This window comes from Saccharomonospora glauca K62 (genome assembly GCF_000243395.2).
Taxonomy (GTDB): domain Bacteria; phylum Actinomycetota; class Actinomycetes; order Mycobacteriales; family Pseudonocardiaceae; genus Saccharomonospora; species Saccharomonospora glauca.
Genome location: NZ_CM001484.1, coordinates 1,656,598 through 1,673,520 on the forward strand (window position 1 = coordinate 1,656,598; position 16,923 = coordinate 1,673,520).

A 16,923-nucleotide genomic window follows, 5' to 3' on the forward strand; every position below is an offset into this window, starting at 1 on the left:
TACCCGCCCGCCCGGCCGCAGTCGTGAGCAGGGGACGGCAACGATGTTCGTCGGCACACTGGAACTGGACGTGCTGCTCGGCGACGTCCGGTCGCTGAAGCAGAAGCGTTCCGCCGTCCGTCCCATCGTGGCCGAACTGCGGCGCCGCTACGAGGTCGCCGTCGCGGAGGCCGGGCATCTCGACCTGTACCGGCGTTCGTTACTGGGTGTGGCCGTCGTGGCTGCGGACGCCTCTCACGTACGGGACGTGTTGGACGCGTGTGAGCGGCTCGTGGCGGCACGCCCGGAGATCGAGTTGTTGTCGGCGCGCCGACGGCTGCTCGGCCCGGAGGATTGAAGCGTGGGAGCGAAGACGAAGGGGGTGCGCCATGGCTGATCAGGCTCGCGCACGACGGTTGGCCAAGCGGATCGCACAGATCGTGGCGTCCGCGTTGGAGCACGAGATCAAGGACCCGCGGCTGGGCAACGTGACGATCACCGACGCCAGGGTCACGGGTGACCTGCGCGATGCCACCGTGTACTACACGGTGCTCGGCGACAGCCTCGACTCCAAGCCGGACTTCGCGGGAGCCGCCGCCGCGTTGGAGTCGGCGCGCGGGGTGTTGCGGACGAAGGTCGGGCAGGGCACGGGCGTGCGGTACACGCCGACGCTGACGTTCGTACCCGATCAGTTGCCGCAGGACGCTCGCCACATCGACGAGTTGCTGGCGAAGGCGCGGGAGGCCGATGCCGAGGTGGCCCGCCTGGCCACGGGCGCGCAGCCCGCGGGCGAGGCCAACCCGTACCGCGTGAAGGACGACGAGGAGAAGTAGCGACTACCCCACGGGAGGGTCGGGCGGTGGTGACCCGACCCGACCGGGGCACGACGATTCGGTGGTCTTTTCGGGTCGCTCGTCGCAGCGCCCGTGATCACGTCGAGGTCTTTCGACGCACCGCTTCCGTTCTTCGCTCCCGCCACCGAGGGCGGGGAGAAGCGTTTACCTGCGGGTAGCACGAAGCTCGGCGAGACTGTTCGCGGTGTGCATCGATCCGACAGCGACAGCAGCGCGTGAGGCGTAGCCGACGAGATCACGTCGGCTCCGTCGACGGGCTGAACGGAGACCACCCGTGATCACCACAACCCTCGACAGCGCCGCGCTTCGTACCCGGCTCGTCGACCGTCTCGTGGTCGACGGTTTTCTGCACGAGCCCCGGTGGCGGCAGGCCTTCCGTGCCGTTCCGCGCGAGAAACTCGTGGACGCGTTCACGGTGCGCGACCCGTACACCGGCGATCTCACCCACTACGACCTCGTTGCCGACCCCGGTCCCGCGCTCACCGCCGTCTACGGTGACGTCCCGCTGCTCACGCAGCGCGTCGCGGGGGTGAGGGCCACGCCGAGCTCGGCCACGCCCGCGCGGATGGCGTTGCTGCTCGAACGCCTCGACGCCTATCCCGGACACCGGGTGCTGGAGATCGGCATCGGCACCGGTTACCTCACCGCCCTGCTGTCCCACGAACTCGGGTCCCGCGCGGTCACCGGGGTCGCCGGGGATCCGCAACTGGTGGAGCAGGTTCGGCTCCGCCTCGCCGAGCTGGGCTACCGGCCCCGGTTGGTGGTGGGGCGCGGCGCGCACGGCGCCCCGTCGACCTCGCTCCACGACCGTGTCCTCGCCGCCCACGGCCTGCCCTGGGTGCCTCCCACGTGGCTGTCGCAGGTCCGGCCCGGAGGGATCATCCTGATCGACCTGGGTTTCTTGCTCCTTCGGTTGAGCGTCGGCGACAACCGCCGGGCCATCGGGCGGTTCATCGACTACGCCGCGTCCATGCACCCGCGTGCCGCCTCCGACCTCACCGGCCTCCCCGTGCGCGACATCCTCGCGGCGACCAACCGCAGGGGACGGATCGACCGTGGGCCACGGCCGTCCTACCTGGAGGAACGCCCACTGCAGTGCCTGCACGCCGTCGTCTTCCCGCACGTCCACAAGGCCATCGTGTACGGCGACGACGACAGCGTCTCCTACGCGTTGACCGACTCGGTGTCGGGAGCGTGGGCTCGGGCCCGCCCCGACGGCGACGGGTACGTCACGGTCGTGCACGGGGGGCCTCGGAACCTGTGGTCCGATCTCACCGGGCTCGCCCGCTGGTGGAACGACCGCGGCCGTCCCGACCCGACCCGGTTCGGACTCACCGTCGCCGCCGACGGAAAGCACGTGCTGTGGCTCGACCGGCCGGACAAGGTGGTGACGCGGCTGCCCATCCGGTAGGCGGCGGGCGGCCGCCACCGAGGTCGGTGAGCGCTACTTCCGTGCCACGACGACGTCACGTTCGATCGACTGATCGACACGGTGGGTCAGGTCGTCGTAGCCGGGACCGGTCACCACGCTCAGCCCCGCGCGTTCGCAGAGAGCGGTGAGCGCCGACCGGCTCAGGACATGGGTGTTGTACGAGATCCCCACGGCTCCACCGGGCCGCAGCACCCGTGTCCACACGGGGAGCGCCGCGGCGAGCAGGTCGCGCGGGCTGCGCGCCAGCGAGTCGTCCTCCGCACGACTGCCGTGCTGTACCCCGTACGGCGCGTCGGTGACGACGAGGTGCACCGATTCCTCCCGGAGGAGTTCGTCGGTGCGCAGGGTGTCGGTGTTGTAGTAGGCGAGGCGGCGGGTCCGACCGGCCCGGTACTCCTCCTTGCTGGCCGCGTACTCGATCTCCAGTCGCTGGCCCAGGCGCGTCTTGTGCCGCCGCAGCGCGCCGGACTGCGCCGTGTGCTTGAGCCGTTTGCTGCGCAACCAAGTCTTGATGAAGCGCTCGTACGCCTCGAAGTCCTTCGGCGATACCTCCACGCCGGTGGCGTCGTGGCCGTACATCATGGCCTGGTTCAGCGTGGTGCCACGCCCGCAGAGCGGGTCGAGGACGTGGAGCGGGATGGTGTAGCCCTCGCGCGCCCATCGGGACGCCAGCAACGTGAGGTTGAACAGCAGCTGGGTGAACTGCTCGTTGGTCTTGCCCGGATATTTCTGAATGGTGAGCAGGTCGGAGTCGAACCGCGCGGTGGGCCTCAGCGTCAGGGGACGCAGCAGCTCCCCGGTGAGTTCGAACAACGCGTACGCGGACGAGACGTTCGACAGCAGCGCCACGTCGGTGTCGGACAACTCCCGTTCCGTGGTCACCGTGACGTAGTCGACACCCCCGATCGTCCGCGTGCCGGTGTCGGTCACCGTCGCCGACAGCAGGGACGCGAACGCCCACACCTCGTTCCGCACGAGCGTGGGTGCGGTGTCGGTGTAGACACGATTGGCGGAGGGAAGAATGAGGATCGCGTACTCGGGCATCGGCCAGACAGCTTAGTCCAGGGTGTCGGCGCGGCCGATTACGCTGCTGCCCCGTGACCGACACGAGCTCGAATCGCGTACCCGCTCGGGAGGTGTGGCGGCTCGCCGTGCCCGCGCTGGGGGTGCTGGCCGCCGAACCGCTGTACGTTCTCGTGGACACCGCCGTGGTCGGTCATCTGGGGGCGTTGCCGTTGGCCGGGCTCGCGCTCGGCGGCACATTGCTGTCGCTGGTGTCCACGCAGCTCACGTTCCTGTCCTACGGCACCACGGCCCGGACGGCTCGCCTGTACGGGGCCGGTCGCCGGGACGAGGCGGTGCGGGAGGGCACCCAGGCCACGTGGCTCGCGGTGGCGGTCGGCCTCCTCGTGCTGCTCGTGGGGCAGTTGCTGGCCGAACCCGTCGCACTGGCGATGTCGGGCGACGAGGCCGTGGCCGAGCGGACGGTGACGTGGCTGCGCATCGCCCTGTGCGGCGCGCCGATGATCCTCGTGACCATGGCGGGCAACGGGTGGATGCGCGGGGTACAGGACGCCGTGCGTCCGCTGCGCTACGTTCTGGCGGGCAACGCGCTGTCGGCGGTGCTGTGTCCCGTGCTCGTGTACCCGGTGGGCTGGGGGCTGGCGGGCTCGGCCGTGGCGAACGTCGTGGCCCAGGCGGTGTCGGCGAGCCTGTTCCTGTTGGCGCTGGTGCGCGAGGGCGGTCTCGTGCGACCGAACCCGAAGGTGATGCGCGCGCAGTTGCGGTTGGGGCGCGACCTCGTGCTGCGCAGCCTGGCCTTCCAGGCCTGCTTCGTGTCCGCCACCTCGGTGGCCGCGCGGACCTCCACCGAGGCCGTCGGCGCGCACCAGGTGGTGTGGCAGTTGTGGACGTTCCTGTCGCTGGTGCTCGACTCGGTGGCCATCGCGGCACAGTCGCTCGTGGGGGCCGCGCTCGGGGCGAACAACTCGCCGCGGGCCCGTGGCATCGCGGCGCAGATCGTCATCTACGGGCTCGTGTTCGGCTGCGTACTCGCCGTCGTGTTCGCCGCGGCGTATCCCGTCCTGCCGCACGCGTTCACGACCGACGCCGGAGTGCTCGGCACCATCCCGCACGCGTGGTGGTTCTTCGTCGCGTTGCAGCCCGTGGCCGGGGTCGTGTTCGCGTTGGACGGCGTGCTGCTCGGCGCGGGCGACGCGACGTTCCTGCGCAACGCGACGGTGGGCAGCGCCGTGCTCGGCTACCTGCCGCTGATCTGGGTGTCGCTGGCGCTCGGCTGGGGGCTCGTGGGGATCTGGACCGGGCTGACGTTGTTCATGGTCCTGCGGCTGACCTTCGTGGTGCTGCGGTGGCGGTCGGGGCGGTGGGCCGTCGAGGGCACGGAGGGCTCCGTGCGGACGTGACCGAGCGTGCCCGATCACTGTGGCGAATCACACCAAGATCACGGGTAAATATCGAGGTTGTTTAGGCGATACAACTGACGGGCCCCACCGTCGCGCCGCCCCCGGTCCACGTCCACCGGCCGCCCGGCCCGAGCCCGTGAGGAGTTTATTTGTCTTCCCGACCTGCCACGACCCCCTCCGCCGCCCCGCTGACGTCGTGGTTGATCTGGTTGACCGCAGCGATCGTCTACCTACTCGCCGTTTTCCACCGCACCTCCCTGGGAGTCGCGGGTCTCGACGCCGCCGAACGGTTCGGTGTCGGCTCCGCGGCCCTGTCCGCCTTCACCGTCCTGCAGATCGGCGTGTACGCGGCCATGCAGATCCCCACCGGGGTCCTGGTCGACAGATTCGGGCCGCGCAGGATCCTCACCTGTGCCCTGGTCTTCCTCGGACTCGGGCAGGTGCTGCTCGCGCTGGCGGACACCTACGCCGTCGCGCTTCTCGCCCGCGGCGTGCTCGGGCTCGGTGACGCCCTCACGTTCGTCTCCGTCCTCCGCCTGGCCGCCAACCACTTCCCCGGCAAGCAGTACATGCTCGTCACCGCGTTGACCGGCACGCTCGGTTTCATCGGAAACCTGGCCGCCACGCTGCCGTTGACGCTCCTGCTCGCCGGCCCCGGCTGGACGCCGACCTTCCTCGTGGCGGGTCTCGTCACCCTGGCGTTCACGGCGGCGGTGACCGTGGCCGTGCGTGACACCCCGACCTCCCGTACGTCCTCCTCGGCCGCGGAGTCGGCCTCGGAGATCGCGGTGCAGCTCAAGGAGGCACTGCGGGTGCCGGGAACGCGACTCGGGTTCTGGACGCACTTCACCACGCCGTTCTCCCAGAACGTCATGGTGCTGCTGTGGGGCGTGCCGTTCCTCGTGGAGGGCCAGGGCTACTCCGCCACGACCGCGAGTTCCCTGCTGGCGGTGTTCGTGGTCGGTGCGATGGTCGCCGGCCCGGTGCTCGGCGGATTCATCGGACGCAGGCCGGAACTGCGCATGCCGCTCGTGGCCGTGTACCTCGCGGCGACCGCGGTGGCGTGGGCGGTGTTGCTCGGCTGGCCGGGTCAGGTGCCCGTCCCCGTCCTCGTGGCCGCGTTCGTCGTGCTCTCCTTCGGGGGTCCGTTCTCCACGGTCGGTTTCGCCCTCGCCCGCGACTACAACCCGATGGCCCGCGTCGGCACCGCCACGGGCATCGTCAACGTCGGTGGGTTCGTCGCCACCACGGTGGCGTCCCTGCTGATCGGGGTGCTGCTGGAGGCTACCGGCGACTACCGGATCGCCCTGGTGACGATGGTGCTCGTGCTCGCCTTCGGGGCCTGGCGGATCTGCGTGTGGTGGTTGAGGGCGCGGGCGGCCGTGTTCGCCGCCGAGGACCGGGGAGACCCGGTTCCGGTGCGGTTGCGCAGGCATCGTTGGGATTCGGTCCGCACGAGCTTCGGACGCTCTCCCTCGCCGGTGTAAACCGCCGTGACCGCCCGGCGGGGAGCCGGACGGCGGCGGTTACGCTGCGGGCGTGCCTGTGCAAGCTCCCGGACTGCTGATCGTCGACAAGCCCGGTGGGATGACGTCCCACGACGTCGTCGCCAAGGCTCGGCGTTTCCTGCGTACCCGCAGAGTCGGGCACGCGGGGACGCTCGACCCGATGGCCACCGGGGTGCTGGTGCTGGGGGTGGAGCGGGCCACGAAACTGCTCGGCCACCTGGCACTCGACCGCAAGACCTACCTCGCCACCATCGTCCTCGGTGCCGCCACCACGACCGACGACGCCGAGGGCGAGGTCACGTCACGGGCCGAGGCCTCCGCCGTCGCGGCCGTCTCCGACACCGACATCGCCACGGGGATCGCCGCGTTGACCGGCGAGATCCTGCAGAAGCCCAGCGCGGTGAGCGCGGTGAAGGTAAACGGCAAGCGCGCCTACGCCCTCGTGCGGGCGGGGGAGGAGGTCGACCTGCCCGCCCGTCCGGTCACCGTGCACCGGTTCGACCTGCTGGCCACGCGCAGGGAGACCGGCCGCGTCGAACTCGACGTGATGGTGGACTGCTCGTCGGGCACCTACGTGCGGGCGCTGGCACGCGACCTCGGCGCCGCGCTCGGTGTCGGCGGTCACCTCGGAGCGTTGCGACGTACGTCCGTCGGCCCGTTCACCCTGGCGAAGGCCCGCACCCTCGACGAGGTCGAGCGGGAACCGGGGTTGTCCCTGAGCCTGTCCGAGGCCGTGGCCGCCGCCTTCCCCCGCGTCGACGTGGACGCGCCCGTCGCGGCCGCGATCCGGCACGGACAGCGGATTCCCGCGGCGGGGTTGGATCGCACCTACGGTGTGTTCGCGCCCGACGGCCACGTGCTCGCGTTGGCACGGGACACCGGGCGCACGGCCAAGCCGGTGGTCGTCCTGGACCCGGCGTAGCCGGTGGGACCCGAGGGCGCGTCTCGCTCCCGATCGGGGTCGGTGACCGGCCCACCGGCCGGGTGGAGGGGCCGGGAGGACTACGCTGCACCACGTGCAGCGATGGCGTGGTGTGACGGACCTGCCCGGCGACTGGGGCCGGTGCGTGGTCACGATCGGAGTGTTCGACGGTGTCCACAAAGGTCACCAGGCGCTGATCTCCCGGACCGTGGAAACGGCGCGGCAGCGGGGACTGCCGAGCGTGGTCCTGACCTTCGATCCACACCCGATGGAGGTCGTCCGTCCGGGAAGTCACCCCGCGCAGCTCACGACGCTCACCCGCAAGGCCGAGTTGGTGGAACGGTTGGGGGTCGACGTCTTCGCGGTCCTGCCCTTCACCCCGGAGCTGTCCCGGCTGAGCGCCGAGGAGTTCGTGCACGAGATCCTCGTCGACCGGCTGCACGTCGCCACCGTCATCGTGGGGGAGAATTTCCGCTTCGGGCACAAGGCCGCCGGCACGGTGGAGACGCTGAAGACGCTGGGACGACGGTTCGGGTTCACGGCGCACGAGGCCCGGCTGCAGGGGCTTTCCTCCTCCGAGGACGGCGAGCCCACCGAGATCACGTACTCGTCCACCTATGTGCGGTCGTGCATCGACGCCGGTGACGTGGTGGCGGCGGCCGAGGCCCTCGGCAGGCCGCACCGGCTGGAAGGCATCGTGGTGCGGGGCGAGGGGCGGGGCCGCCACCTCGGCTACCCCACGGCCAACCTGTCGCTGCCCCGTTTCGCCGCCGTGCCCGCCGACGGGGTCTACGCGTGCTGGTTCGTCCGGCAGTGGCGGGGGGAGGAGCAGCGACTGCCCGCCGCCGTGTCGGTGGGCACCAACCCCACTTTCTCGGGCCGGGAACGCACCGTGGAGGCCTTCGTCCTGGACTTCGACGACGATCTCTACGGCCAGCACGTGGCTCTCGACTTCGTGCGGCGACTGCGGGGGCAGATCGCCTTCGACACCCCCGAGGCCCTCGTCGAGCAGATCGACGACGACGTGGTGCGCACCCGCCGCGTTCTGGAACGGTAAGGGGCCGCTGACCTGGTGCGAATGCGAATACCGGGGGCTTTTCGTACCTGAACGGGTGTCGTGCGTGACAAGATGTGCCTGACCGGCGCGTCCCGGTCGACGTCATGGAGGGGAGCAGGACTGAGCCGTGGATGACCACAAGATCGTCCAGCGGAACATCGCGTTGCAGCGGGAGTGGTACGGCGAGCCACTCGGAGATCGCGTACGGAGGCTTGTGGTCGCCTTCAACGTCTCACAGGCATACCTCGCCGAGGTTCTGGGTATCAGCGCTCCCATGCTCAGCCAGGTGATGAGCGGCCGACGCGCCAAGATCGGTAACCCCGTGGTGCTCGCCCGGCTCATCATGCTCGAACGCAAGGTGCTCGACCCGGAGGTCGCGGCGGGCAGCAAGGAGGCCATCCGCGCCGCGCTGGAGGACGTCAAGGCGTCCCGACCGACGGTGAACCGGGACAACTTCCCCGTGGGGGTGGGGCCCGACGAGACGGCCGTGATCGCGGCTCTGCGGGAGATCGCCGAGGAGGAGAACCTACTGGAGGCCGCCGAGCGGCTCGACGAGGACTTCCCCGCCATCGCCGACCTGCTGCGCAGGGCGGGAAAGGCCCAATAGGAAGGCGGGCGTGGCCGAACGGGCCCGGTTGTTCAGCGCGGTGGTGCCTCCTTCCTCGGCGCTTCTCGCCCTTCGCCGCCAACTGCGGGAAGCCGGGGAGATCCGAGCACCGGGACTGCGGTGGACCACGGTGGAGCAGTGGCACGTCACCCTGGGTTTCTACGGAATGGACGACCCGGTGGCGCGGGCCGCGTGGCTGCGGGAACGGCTGACCGGACTCGCCGCACCGGTGGTGCGGATTGAGGGTTCGGGAGCGTTTCGCGGGGTACTCTGGGCCGGGGTCCACGGCAGCGGGCTCGCCGAAGTGGCGGAGGCTGCGCGAGCCGAGGGCGAGGAACGCCCGTACGTCGCCCACCTCACCCTGGCGCGGGCCCGACGCGGAACGCGGGCGCCGCAGCGTCTTGTTCAGGCGGCCATCGAGCGCTGGCGGCGGGCGCTCGCCGACCTCGAGAGCCCGGAGTGGACCGCCACCGAGGTAGTGCTGATGCGCAGTGATCCGGCCGGGGAGCCCGGAGCCGGGCCGCGGTACGGCGTGGTCGACCGGTTCCCACTCGACGCGCCGGGTTGACGTGCGTGCGAACGTCGTCCCGTTGGTGAGCTGATAGTCTCGACAGTTGAGTCCGGCTGCGGTCCGTGGTGGCCGGTACTCGCACGATCCGATACACACGGCACAAGTTCGAGGAGTGAACGCGTGGCTCTGACCACCGAGGAGAAGAAGGCGATCCTGGCGGAGTACGGACTGCACGAGTCCGACACGGGTTCGCCCGAGGCGCAGGTGGCGCTTCTGACGAAGCGGATCACCGGCCTCACCGAGCACCTGAAGGTGCACAAGCAGGATCACCACTCGCGTCGTGGCTTGTTGCTGCTGGTCGGTCGTCGTCGCCGGCTGCTGAACTACCTGATGCGAGTGGACATCGAACGTTACCGTTCGCTGATTCAGCGACTCGGTCTGCGTCGATGACAGGCTCCGAGGGGGCGTGACCCGGACGGGGTCGCGCCCCCTCGGTACAAGAGAGCGATAACTGTGGGCGAGCGCAGAAGCGCACGAGGACGCCGCAGCCGGTCCTCGGTAGTGGCTGCCGGGGGCCTTCCCCGTCGGCTTCGATCGATGACCGGCCTCGTACCTCGCGCGCACCCCGAGGAGTGGGGAGGCGTCCGCCCGGATGTACGAGGAGTAACCAAGGAATGACTGACGTCAGCGGCACCGCCGCACCGGCCGTCCACGAGACGGAAGCCGTGATCGACAACGGGCGGTTCGGCCGCCGTACGGTCCGGTTCGAGACCGGACGACTCGCCCGGCAGGCCGCCGGGGCCGTGGTGGCCTACCTGGACGACGAGACGATGGTGCTCTCGGCCACCACCGCGTCCAAACAGCCGAAGGACCAGTTCGACTTCTTCCCGCTCACAGTGGACGTCGAGGAACGGATGTACGCGGCGGGGCGGATCCCCGGAGCGTTCTTCCGTCGGGAGGGTCGGCCGTCCACCGACGCCATCCTGACCTGCCGACTGATCGACCGGCCGCTGCGGCCGTCGTTCGCCGACGGCCTGCGTAACGAGATTCAGATCGTCGTCACCGTGCAGAGCCTGCACCCCGACGACCCCTACGACGTGTTGGCGATCAACGCCGCGTCGGCCTCCACCCAGATCGGCGGGCTGCCGTTCTCGGGCCCCATCGGTGGGGTGCGCGTCGCGCTGATCGAGGACCAGTGGGTGGCGTTCCCCACCTGGTCGCAGTTGGAGCGCGCCACGTTCAACATGGTCGTGGCCGGCCGCATCGTGGGTGAAGCGCCCGAGGACGTCGCGATCATGATGGTCGAGGCCGAGGGCACCGAGAACACGCTCGCCCTGATCGCCGAGGGGGCCACGGCTCCCACGGAGGAGACGGTGGCGCAGGGGCTCGACGCCGCGAAGCCGTTCATCCGCGTGCTGTGCGAGGCGCAGCAGCGGCTGGCGGACGCCGCCGCGAAGCCGGTCGGGGAGTTCCCTCTGTTCCCCGCCTACGAGACCGACGCCTACGACGCGGTGGCGGCTATCGCGACCGAGGACCTCGGCAAGGCGCTCACCATCGCGGGCAAACAGGAGCGCGAGAACGCCATCGACGAGGTCAAGAACATGGTGCTCGAGCGCGTCGGCATCGGCGAGGGCGAGGCCTTCGAAGGGCGTGAGAAGGAGATCGGCGCCGCGTTCCGGGCCCTGACCAAGAAGCTGGTCCGGCAGCGCATCCTGCGGGACAAGGTGCGGATCGACGGCCGAGGCGTCACCGACATCCGGCAGCTTTCCGCCGAGGTGTCCGTGGTGCCCAGGGCGCACGGTTCGGCGCTGTTTGAGCGCGGCGAGACCCAGATCCTGGGCGTCACCACGCTCAACATGCTCCGCATGGAGCAGCAGCTGGACACGCTGTCGCCGGAGACGACGAAGCGTTACCTGCACCACTACAACTTCCCGCCGTACTCCACCGGTGAGACCGGCCGGGTCGGGACGCCGAAGCGGCGCGAGATCGGCCACGGCATGCTGGCCGAGCGTGCGCTCGTGCCCGTGGTGCCGAAGCGTGAGGAGTTCCCCTACGCCATCCGTCAGGTGTCCGAGGCCCTCGGGTCCAACGGTTCCACCTCGATGGGGTCGGTGTGCGCCTCGACGATGAGCCTGCTCAACGCCGGTGTGCCGCTCAAGGCTCCGGTGGCGGGCATCGCGATGGGGCTTGTGTCCGACGAGGTCGACGGCGAGACGCAGTACGTCGCGCTCACCGACATCCTCGGAGCCGAGGACGCCTTCGGCGACATGGACTTCAAGGTGGCGGGCACCAGGGACATCATCACAGCGCTCCAGCTCGACACCAAGCTCGACGGCATTCCGTCGGACGTGCTGGCCGCGGCTCTCAAGCAGGCTCGCGACGCCCGCCTCACGATCCTGGACGTCATGGCCGAGGCCATCGATGGGCCGGACGAGATGAGCCCGTACGCGCCGCGCGTGACGAGCCTGAAGGTGCCGGTGGACAAGATCGGCGAGGTCATCGGGCCGAAGGGCAAGATGATCAACTCGATCACGGAGGAGACCGGCGCCGACATCTCCATCGAGGACGACGGCACGATCTACGTGGGCGCCGCCGACGGCCCCTCGGCCGCGGCCGCCATCGACAAGATCAACGCCATCGCCAACCCGCAGCTTCCGAAGGTCGGTGAGCGCTTCCTGGGCACCGTCGTCAAGACGGCGGCGTTCGGCGCGTTCGTCTCGCTGCTGCCCGGCAAGGACGGTCTCGTCCACATCTCCAAGCTGGGTAACGGCAAACGCATCGACAAGGTCGAGGACGTGGTGAACGTCGGCGACAAGCTCCGCGTGGAGATCGCCGACATCGACAGCCGCGGCAAGATCAGCCTGGTCGTCGTCCGTGACGAGGACGAGCAGGCCGAGGGCTCGCAGGCCGAGTCCTCCTCGGCGGAGTCGGAGAAGGGCAAGCAGGCGAAGCCGGAGAAGGAGCGGAGCTCGCGGCCGAGGCAGCGCACCCGTCGTGGGCGGAACCGCGGTGGCGACAAGGGCGGTGACAAGGGGGACCGCGCCGAGAAGGTCAACAAGCAGGCCGGTGAGGGCGGACCGGCCGACGTCGAGTAACGGCCACCCACGAAAACCCCATCCACGAACGAACGACCTCGAACGGCCCGTCGCCGACGACACCGGCGGTGACGGGCCGTTCGGGTGAGGTGAGTCGACGAAGTCATGGCGCGACAGATTGCCGGACACCTTCAACCCATCGGTTCCACCCGTACCCTCGACTCCTCGACATCGGGGGTTGTCAAACGCACGGTGCTGCCCGGTGGACTACGAGTGATCACCGAATCGGTGCCGGGAGTGCGCTCCGCGACGCTGGGCGTGTGGGTCGGGATCGGTTCCCGTGACGAGCAACCGCGTGTCGCCGGAGCTGCGCACTATCTCGAACACCTGCTGTTCAAGGGCACGAAGCGGCGCGACGCCACCCAGATCGCGGAGGAGATCGACGCGGTCGGCGGGGAGATGAACGCCTTCACCGCCAAGGAGCACACGTGCTTCTACGCCCAGGTGCTGGACGAGGACCTGGAGCTGGCGGTGGACCTCGTCACCGACGTCGTGTTCCAGGCGACGTGCGAGGACCCTCACGTGGAGACCGAACGTCGCGTGGTGCTCGAAGAGATCGCCATGCGCGACGACGACCCCGAGGACCTGCTGCACGAGACGTTCGTGCGCACGATCATGCCCGCGCACCCGCTCGGCCGGTCGGTCCTGGGCACCGAGCAGTCCATCACGGACATGACTCCGGCGGCCCTGCGCGGTTTCTACCGCCGTCGCTACAGTCCACATCGGATGGTCATTGCGGTGGCGGGCAACGTGGAGCACAAGGACGTGGTGCGCCTCGTCCGTTCGGCGTTGCGCGACCGGCTGTCGGGGTCGGAGGTACCGATAGCGCCGAGGGCGGGCCGGGCGCGATTCGGGCGGTCCCCTCGGCTGGCGCTGCACAGCGACGACACCGAGCAGGCACACCTCATGCTGGGGGTGCGCACGCCGGGACGGCACGACGACCAGCGGTACACGTTGTCGGTACTCAACGCGGCCCTCGGTGGCGGCCTGAGCTCCCGACTGTTCCAGGAGGTCCGGGAACGCCGGGGACTCGCCTACCAGGTGTATTCCTCGGTGGCGAACTACGCCGACGCCGGGCATCTCGACGTGTACGTGGGCTGCCAGCCCGATCGACTCGGTGAGGTGGCCGGGGTCGTGGGTGAGGTCCTCGCGGAGGTGGCCGAGAACGGGCTCACCGACGCGGAGGTGGCCAGGGCCAAGGGACAGCTTCGCGGCGGTCTCGTTCTCGGGCTGGAGGACACCGCGTCCCGGATGTTCCGGCTCGGCAAGAACGAGTTGAACTACGGTCTCTACCAGAGCGTGAGCGACACCGTGGAGCGCCTCGACGAGGTCACGCCCGAGGACGTGGCGCGGCTCGCCCGTACGTTGTTGCGGCGACCCGGTGGCCGTTCGGCGGTCGCCGTGGTCGGACCGTACGCTCACACCGACGAGCTTCCCGATGAACTGCACGAGGTGATGGCATGACCGGGGCATCCGTGGACGGCGACAGGACTCCGATCAAGGTCGGTGTCCTCGGCGCGCGGGGCCGCATGGGGACCGAGGTCGTCAAGGCGGTGAACGCGGCACCCGACATGGAGGTGGTCGCGACGGTGAACTCCGGCGACGACCTCGCGGCGTTGACCGCGGCCGAGGTGGTCGTCGACTTCACCCACCCCGACGCGGTGATGGACAACCTGCGGTTCGCCGTGGACCACGGACTGCATGCGGTGGTCGGCACCAGCGGGTTCACCGACGAGCGGATCGAGACGCTCACCGGATGGCTGGCCGACAAGCCGGAGCTGGGCATGCTCATCGCCCCGAACTTCGCGCTCGGCGCGGTGCTCGCCATGAGGTTCGCCCAGCAGGCAGCGCGGTTCTACGACTCCGCCGAGGTGGTGGAACTGCACCACAATCGCAAGGCCGACGCCCCGTCCGGCACGGCGGCGCACACCGCCCGGCTGATCTCGACGGCGAGGGCCGAGGCGGGACGAGGGCCCGGCGAGGACGCCACGACGTCCGAACTGGACGGTGCGCGTGGCGCCGACGTGGCCGGGGTCCGCGTGCACTCGGTGCGGCTGCCCGGTCTCGTGGCGCACGAGGAGATCCTCTTCGGCGCGCAAGGGGAGACGCTGACCATCCGTCACGACTCGCTCGACCGCACGTCGTTCATGCCAGGGGTCCTGTTGGGGATTCGCTCGGTGCTCTCGCGCCCCGGCTTGACCGTCGGGCTCGAACACGTGCTGGGTGTGTGACCGTCGTCATGAGAACCCGTAACCTCGCCATCGTCGTCACCCTCGCGGTCGCCGTCTACCTGGTGTTGCTGGCCGGCCGTGCCGTGGAACTGCTGCGTGCGGACGAGCCGGTGGCCGTCGCTCTCGGCGCGGCCGTGCTGGTGTTGTCACTGCTCGGAGTCTGGATGCTGGTGACGACATGGCGTTCGGGGGTGCGGATTCAACGGCTCACGCGGCGGTTGGAGGCGGAGGGCGGTCTTCCCGACGTCTCCGACCTGCCGCGCAGGCCGTCCGGTCGCGTCGACCGGGAGGCGGCCGACGCGTGGTTCGACGAGCGGCGGGCCGAGGTGGAGGCCGATCCGGAGGACTGGCGCCGTTGGTACCGCCTGGCCTACGCCTACGACCTCGCGGGAGACCGTCGACGAGCTCGCGCCATCATGCGCAAGGCCGTGGAGCTCGAAGCCGCCGAGCACGCCGACGGCGATCGGTGACGAGTTTTCAGAACCGCAGCAGACTCGCGAACACCGCCGGAGCCGCCGCCAGGGCGCTGAACCGCACGAACCGCCCGAGGAACCCGAGTACCACGAACAGCGACGGCCGCATCCGCGCGATGCCGGCGAGCACGGCCGTGGCCATGTACGGGGGGAGTCCGATCAGCGAGCTCACCCCGTAGGTGGTGGTCATCCAGTGTGGGTGTCGGCGGCAGCGTTCGCGCACCGTCTCCAGGAACGCGCGCAGCCTCTTGGTGCGCTCCCGCCAGCGTTGCCGGAGCGGGGAGAGCGGCCGATCCTCGTGCCGGAGCTTTGCGTGCAGGAGCGGGGGCAGCTCGATGGTGCCGCGAGCGGCCAGGTAGTAGAGCAGCTTGCCCAGGACCTGCCCCAGCGCGACGGCCGCGCCGATGCCGATCCACGGCAGGGACGGTTCGCTGGTGACAAGCCCCACCACGAACAACTCGATGCTCACGACCGGCAGCACGGACGCGCCGAAGGCGACACAGAGCGAAAGGCACAGCCAGGCGAGCACCGGAGACCCTTTCGAGGGACGAGCGGGGTGACGCTCACCTTAGCGATCTCTCGGTGCTCGCGGAGGCGGATCGGCCAATTCCGGCGAAAACGGAGCCGAGGTCAGGACTTGACCGTTTCGGTGGACGTGGACTTCGCCGGGGACTTGAGGAACAGGTTGGTCACCGGCTCCACGACACGCGCCGCGATCGGACCGAAGATCGCCATGAGCAGCACGTACGTGGCGGCGAGTGCGGCGAGTTCACCGTCGACGGCGCCCGCCGACACGGCGAACCCGGCGATGACGATGGAGAACTCACCGCGCGAGACCAGGGCCGCACCGGCCCTCGCGCGGGCCATCCGTCCCAGCCCGGAGCGGCCGGCCGCCCACCAACCGGTGAGGACCTTCGTGGCCGTGGTGACCACGGCGAGGACGACGGCCCACAACAGCACCGGCGGGATGCTCCGCGGATCGGTGTTGAGCCCGAAGACGACGAAGAAGACGGCCGCGAACAGATCCCGCAGCGGTTCGAGCAGCTTCGTGGCGTTCTCCGCCGTCGAACCCGAGATCGCGATGCCGAGCAGGAACGCGCCCACCGCGGCCGAGACCTGCATGGCCGACGCCAGCCCCGCCACCAGCAACGCGGCCCCGAGGACCTTCAGCAGGAAGACCTCACGGTCGGGGCTGTCGACGACCGCCGAGACGTAACGGCCGTACTTCAGGGCCACGAGCATGACCACGGACACCACGGCGAGCGAGATGCCCACGGCCTTCAGCCCGCCGATGAGGCTCACCCCGGCCAGCACGGCGGTGAGGATCGGCAGGTAGATCGCCATCACGAGGTCCTCGAACACGAGGATGGACAGCACGACCGGGGTCTCCCGGTTACCCAGTCTTCCGAGGTCGCCGAGGACCTTGGCGATGATGCCCGACGAGGAGATGTAGGTGACACCACCGAGCGCGAGCGCGCCGAGCGGGCCCCAGCCGAGAATCAGGGCGACGGCGACGCCCGGCGCCGCGTTCAGCACGAGGTCGAGCAGACCGGCCATCCAGGACTGGCGCAGACCGGTGAACAGTTCGTCGGCGGTGTACTCCAGCCCCAGGGTGAGCAGCAGGAGCACCACGCCGATCTCGCTGGCGAGCGAGGTGAAGCCACTGATGTCGCCGAGGGGGAAGACTCCACCCTCACCGAAGGCGAGACCACCCAGCAGATATAGGGGGATCGGTGACATGCCGATCTTGCCCGCGAGCCGGCCCAATACGCCCAGCCCGAAGAACACAGCGCCTAGTTCGAGTAGTGACAGTGCTGTGTGGTCCACGCGT

17 protein-coding genes are annotated in these 16,923 nt (G+C 69.8%); 14 read left to right on the forward strand and 3 right to left on the reverse strand.

Annotated elements, in window-relative coordinates:
* The first annotated feature begins 43 nt into the window (after positions 1-43).
* The 3 genes from SACGLDRAFT_RS07975 to SACGLDRAFT_RS07985 all read left to right on the forward strand — a co-directional run bounded on the left by SACGLDRAFT_RS07975 (position 44) and on the right by SACGLDRAFT_RS07985 (position 2,244).
* Complete coding sequence (locus SACGLDRAFT_RS07975; protein WP_005463416.1) at positions 44-337, forward strand: DUF503 domain-containing protein; 294 nt, start codon at positions 44-46, stop codon at positions 335-337.
* Positions 338-368: 31 nt separating this feature from the next.
* On the forward strand, positions 369-812 hold the full coding sequence (rbfA, locus tag SACGLDRAFT_RS07980; protein ID WP_005463417.1) for a 30S ribosome-binding factor RbfA: 444 nt from the start codon (positions 369-371) through the stop codon (positions 810-812).
* Between the two features lie 295 nt (positions 813-1,107).
* Positions 1,108-2,244: a methyltransferase domain-containing protein gene (locus tag SACGLDRAFT_RS07985; protein WP_005463419.1), complete on the forward strand. Its 1,137-nt coding sequence runs from the start codon at positions 1,108-1,110 to the stop codon at positions 2,242-2,244.
* A 33-nt stretch (positions 2,245-2,277) separates the two neighbouring features.
* Here the strand turns inward: SACGLDRAFT_RS07985 and SACGLDRAFT_RS07990 are convergent, their stop codons facing one another.
* Complete coding sequence (locus tag SACGLDRAFT_RS07990) at positions 2,278-3,309, reverse strand: TRM11 family SAM-dependent methyltransferase (RefSeq protein ID WP_005463421.1); 1,032 nt, start codon at positions 3,307-3,309, stop codon at positions 2,278-2,280.
* A gap of 53 nt (positions 3,310-3,362) precedes the next feature.
* Here SACGLDRAFT_RS07990 and SACGLDRAFT_RS07995 point away from each other — a divergent pair, with 53 nt between their 5' ends.
* The 11 genes from SACGLDRAFT_RS07995 (at position 3,363) to SACGLDRAFT_RS08045 (ending at position 15,089) form a co-directional block, all read left to right on the forward strand.
* Positions 3,363-4,688, forward strand: coding sequence for an MATE family efflux transporter (locus tag SACGLDRAFT_RS07995; protein WP_005463423.1), 1,326 nt, complete (start codon positions 3,363-3,365; stop codon positions 4,686-4,688).
* 149 nt (positions 4,689-4,837) lie between these two features.
* Positions 4,838-6,175: an MFS transporter gene (locus tag SACGLDRAFT_RS08000; protein ID WP_005463428.1), complete on the forward strand. Its 1,338-nt coding sequence runs from the start codon at positions 4,838-4,840 to the stop codon at positions 6,173-6,175.
* Between the two features lie 52 nt (positions 6,176-6,227).
* Positions 6,228-7,118 carry a tRNA pseudouridine(55) synthase TruB gene (truB, locus tag SACGLDRAFT_RS08005; protein ID WP_005463429.1) on the forward strand — a complete coding sequence of 297 codons (891 nt, stop codon included), beginning with the start codon at positions 6,228-6,230 and terminating at the stop codon, positions 7,116-7,118.
* A 94-nt stretch (positions 7,119-7,212) separates the two neighbouring features.
* A complete protein-coding gene (locus SACGLDRAFT_RS08010; RefSeq protein ID WP_005463431.1) occupies positions 7,213-8,175 on the forward strand; it encodes a bifunctional riboflavin kinase/FAD synthetase in 963 nt (320 codons plus the stop codon).
* Between the two features lie 127 nt (positions 8,176-8,302).
* Complete coding sequence (locus SACGLDRAFT_RS08015; RefSeq protein WP_005463433.1) at positions 8,303-8,782, forward strand: helix-turn-helix domain-containing protein; 480 nt, start codon at positions 8,303-8,305, stop codon at positions 8,780-8,782.
* Positions 8,783-8,792: 10 nt separating this feature from the next.
* The gene (gene thpR, locus SACGLDRAFT_RS08020) at positions 8,793-9,350 is read left to right on the forward strand and encodes an RNA 2',3'-cyclic phosphodiesterase (RefSeq protein ID WP_005463434.1); all 558 of its coding nucleotides are present in this window, start codon (positions 8,793-8,795) and stop codon (positions 9,348-9,350) included.
* Between the two features lie 123 nt (positions 9,351-9,473).
* A complete protein-coding gene (gene rpsO, locus SACGLDRAFT_RS08025; protein ID WP_005463436.1) occupies positions 9,474-9,743 on the forward strand; it encodes a 30S ribosomal protein S15 in 270 nt (89 codons plus the stop codon).
* A 224-nt stretch (positions 9,744-9,967) separates the two neighbouring features.
* The gene (locus SACGLDRAFT_RS08030) at positions 9,968-12,388 is read left to right on the forward strand and encodes a polyribonucleotide nucleotidyltransferase (RefSeq protein ID WP_005463437.1); all 2,421 of its coding nucleotides are present in this window, start codon (positions 9,968-9,970) and stop codon (positions 12,386-12,388) included.
* A gap of 105 nt (positions 12,389-12,493) precedes the next feature.
* On the forward strand, positions 12,494-13,852 hold the full coding sequence (locus SACGLDRAFT_RS08035; protein WP_005463438.1) for a M16 family metallopeptidase: 1,359 nt from the start codon (positions 12,494-12,496) through the stop codon (positions 13,850-13,852).
* Positions 13,849-14,619: a 4-hydroxy-tetrahydrodipicolinate reductase gene (gene dapB / locus SACGLDRAFT_RS08040; protein WP_005463439.1), complete on the forward strand. Its 771-nt coding sequence runs from the start codon at positions 13,849-13,851 to the stop codon at positions 14,617-14,619. Before SACGLDRAFT_RS08035 ends, dapB begins: the two co-directional genes overlap by 4 nt.
* 8 nt (positions 14,620-14,627) lie before the next feature.
* Positions 14,628-15,089 (forward strand): tetratricopeptide repeat protein, encoded by a 462-nt coding sequence (locus tag SACGLDRAFT_RS08045; protein ID WP_005463440.1) that lies wholly within the window; start codon positions 14,628-14,630, stop codon positions 15,087-15,089.
* Between the two features lie 7 nt (positions 15,090-15,096).
* On the opposite strand, the gene SACGLDRAFT_RS08050 is transcribed toward SACGLDRAFT_RS08045, so the two are convergent.
* Together SACGLDRAFT_RS08050 and SACGLDRAFT_RS08055 are read right to left on the reverse strand one after the other, a co-directional pair.
* Positions 15,097-15,621: a hypothetical protein gene (locus SACGLDRAFT_RS08050; protein ID WP_005463441.1), complete on the reverse strand. Its 525-nt coding sequence runs from the start codon at positions 15,619-15,621 to the stop codon at positions 15,097-15,099.
* Between the two features lie 101 nt (positions 15,622-15,722).
* Positions 15,723-16,919: a cation:proton antiporter gene (locus SACGLDRAFT_RS08055; protein WP_005463442.1), complete on the reverse strand. Its 1,197-nt coding sequence runs from the start codon at positions 16,917-16,919 to the stop codon at positions 15,723-15,725.
* Between the last annotated feature and the right edge of the window lie 4 nt (positions 16,920-16,923).

Excerpts from the sequence above, each read along its gene's own strand:
- SACGLDRAFT_RS07975 (WP_005463416.1), top strand. The coding sequence starts at position 44 with ATGTTCGTCGGCACACTGGAACTGGACGTGCTGCTCGGCGACGTCCGG.
- rbfA (WP_005463417.1), top strand. The coding sequence starts at position 369 with ATGGCTGATCAGGCTCGCGCACGACGGTTGGCCAAGCGGATCGCACAG.
- SACGLDRAFT_RS07990 (WP_005463421.1), bottom strand. The coding sequence starts at position 3,309 with ATGCCCGAGTACGCGATCCTCATTCTTCCCTCCGCCAATCGTGTCTAC.
- SACGLDRAFT_RS08030 (WP_005463437.1), top strand. The coding sequence starts at position 9,968 with ATGACTGACGTCAGCGGCACCGCCGCACCGGCCGTCCACGAGACGGAA.
- SACGLDRAFT_RS08035 (WP_005463438.1), top strand. The coding sequence starts at position 12,494 with ATGGCGCGACAGATTGCCGGACACCTTCAACCCATCGGTTCCACCCGT.
- dapB (WP_005463439.1), top strand. The coding sequence starts at position 13,849 with ATGACCGGGGCATCCGTGGACGGCGACAGGACTCCGATCAAGGTCGGT.
- SACGLDRAFT_RS08045 (WP_005463440.1), top strand. The coding sequence starts at position 14,628 with ATGAGAACCCGTAACCTCGCCATCGTCGTCACCCTCGCGGTCGCCGTC.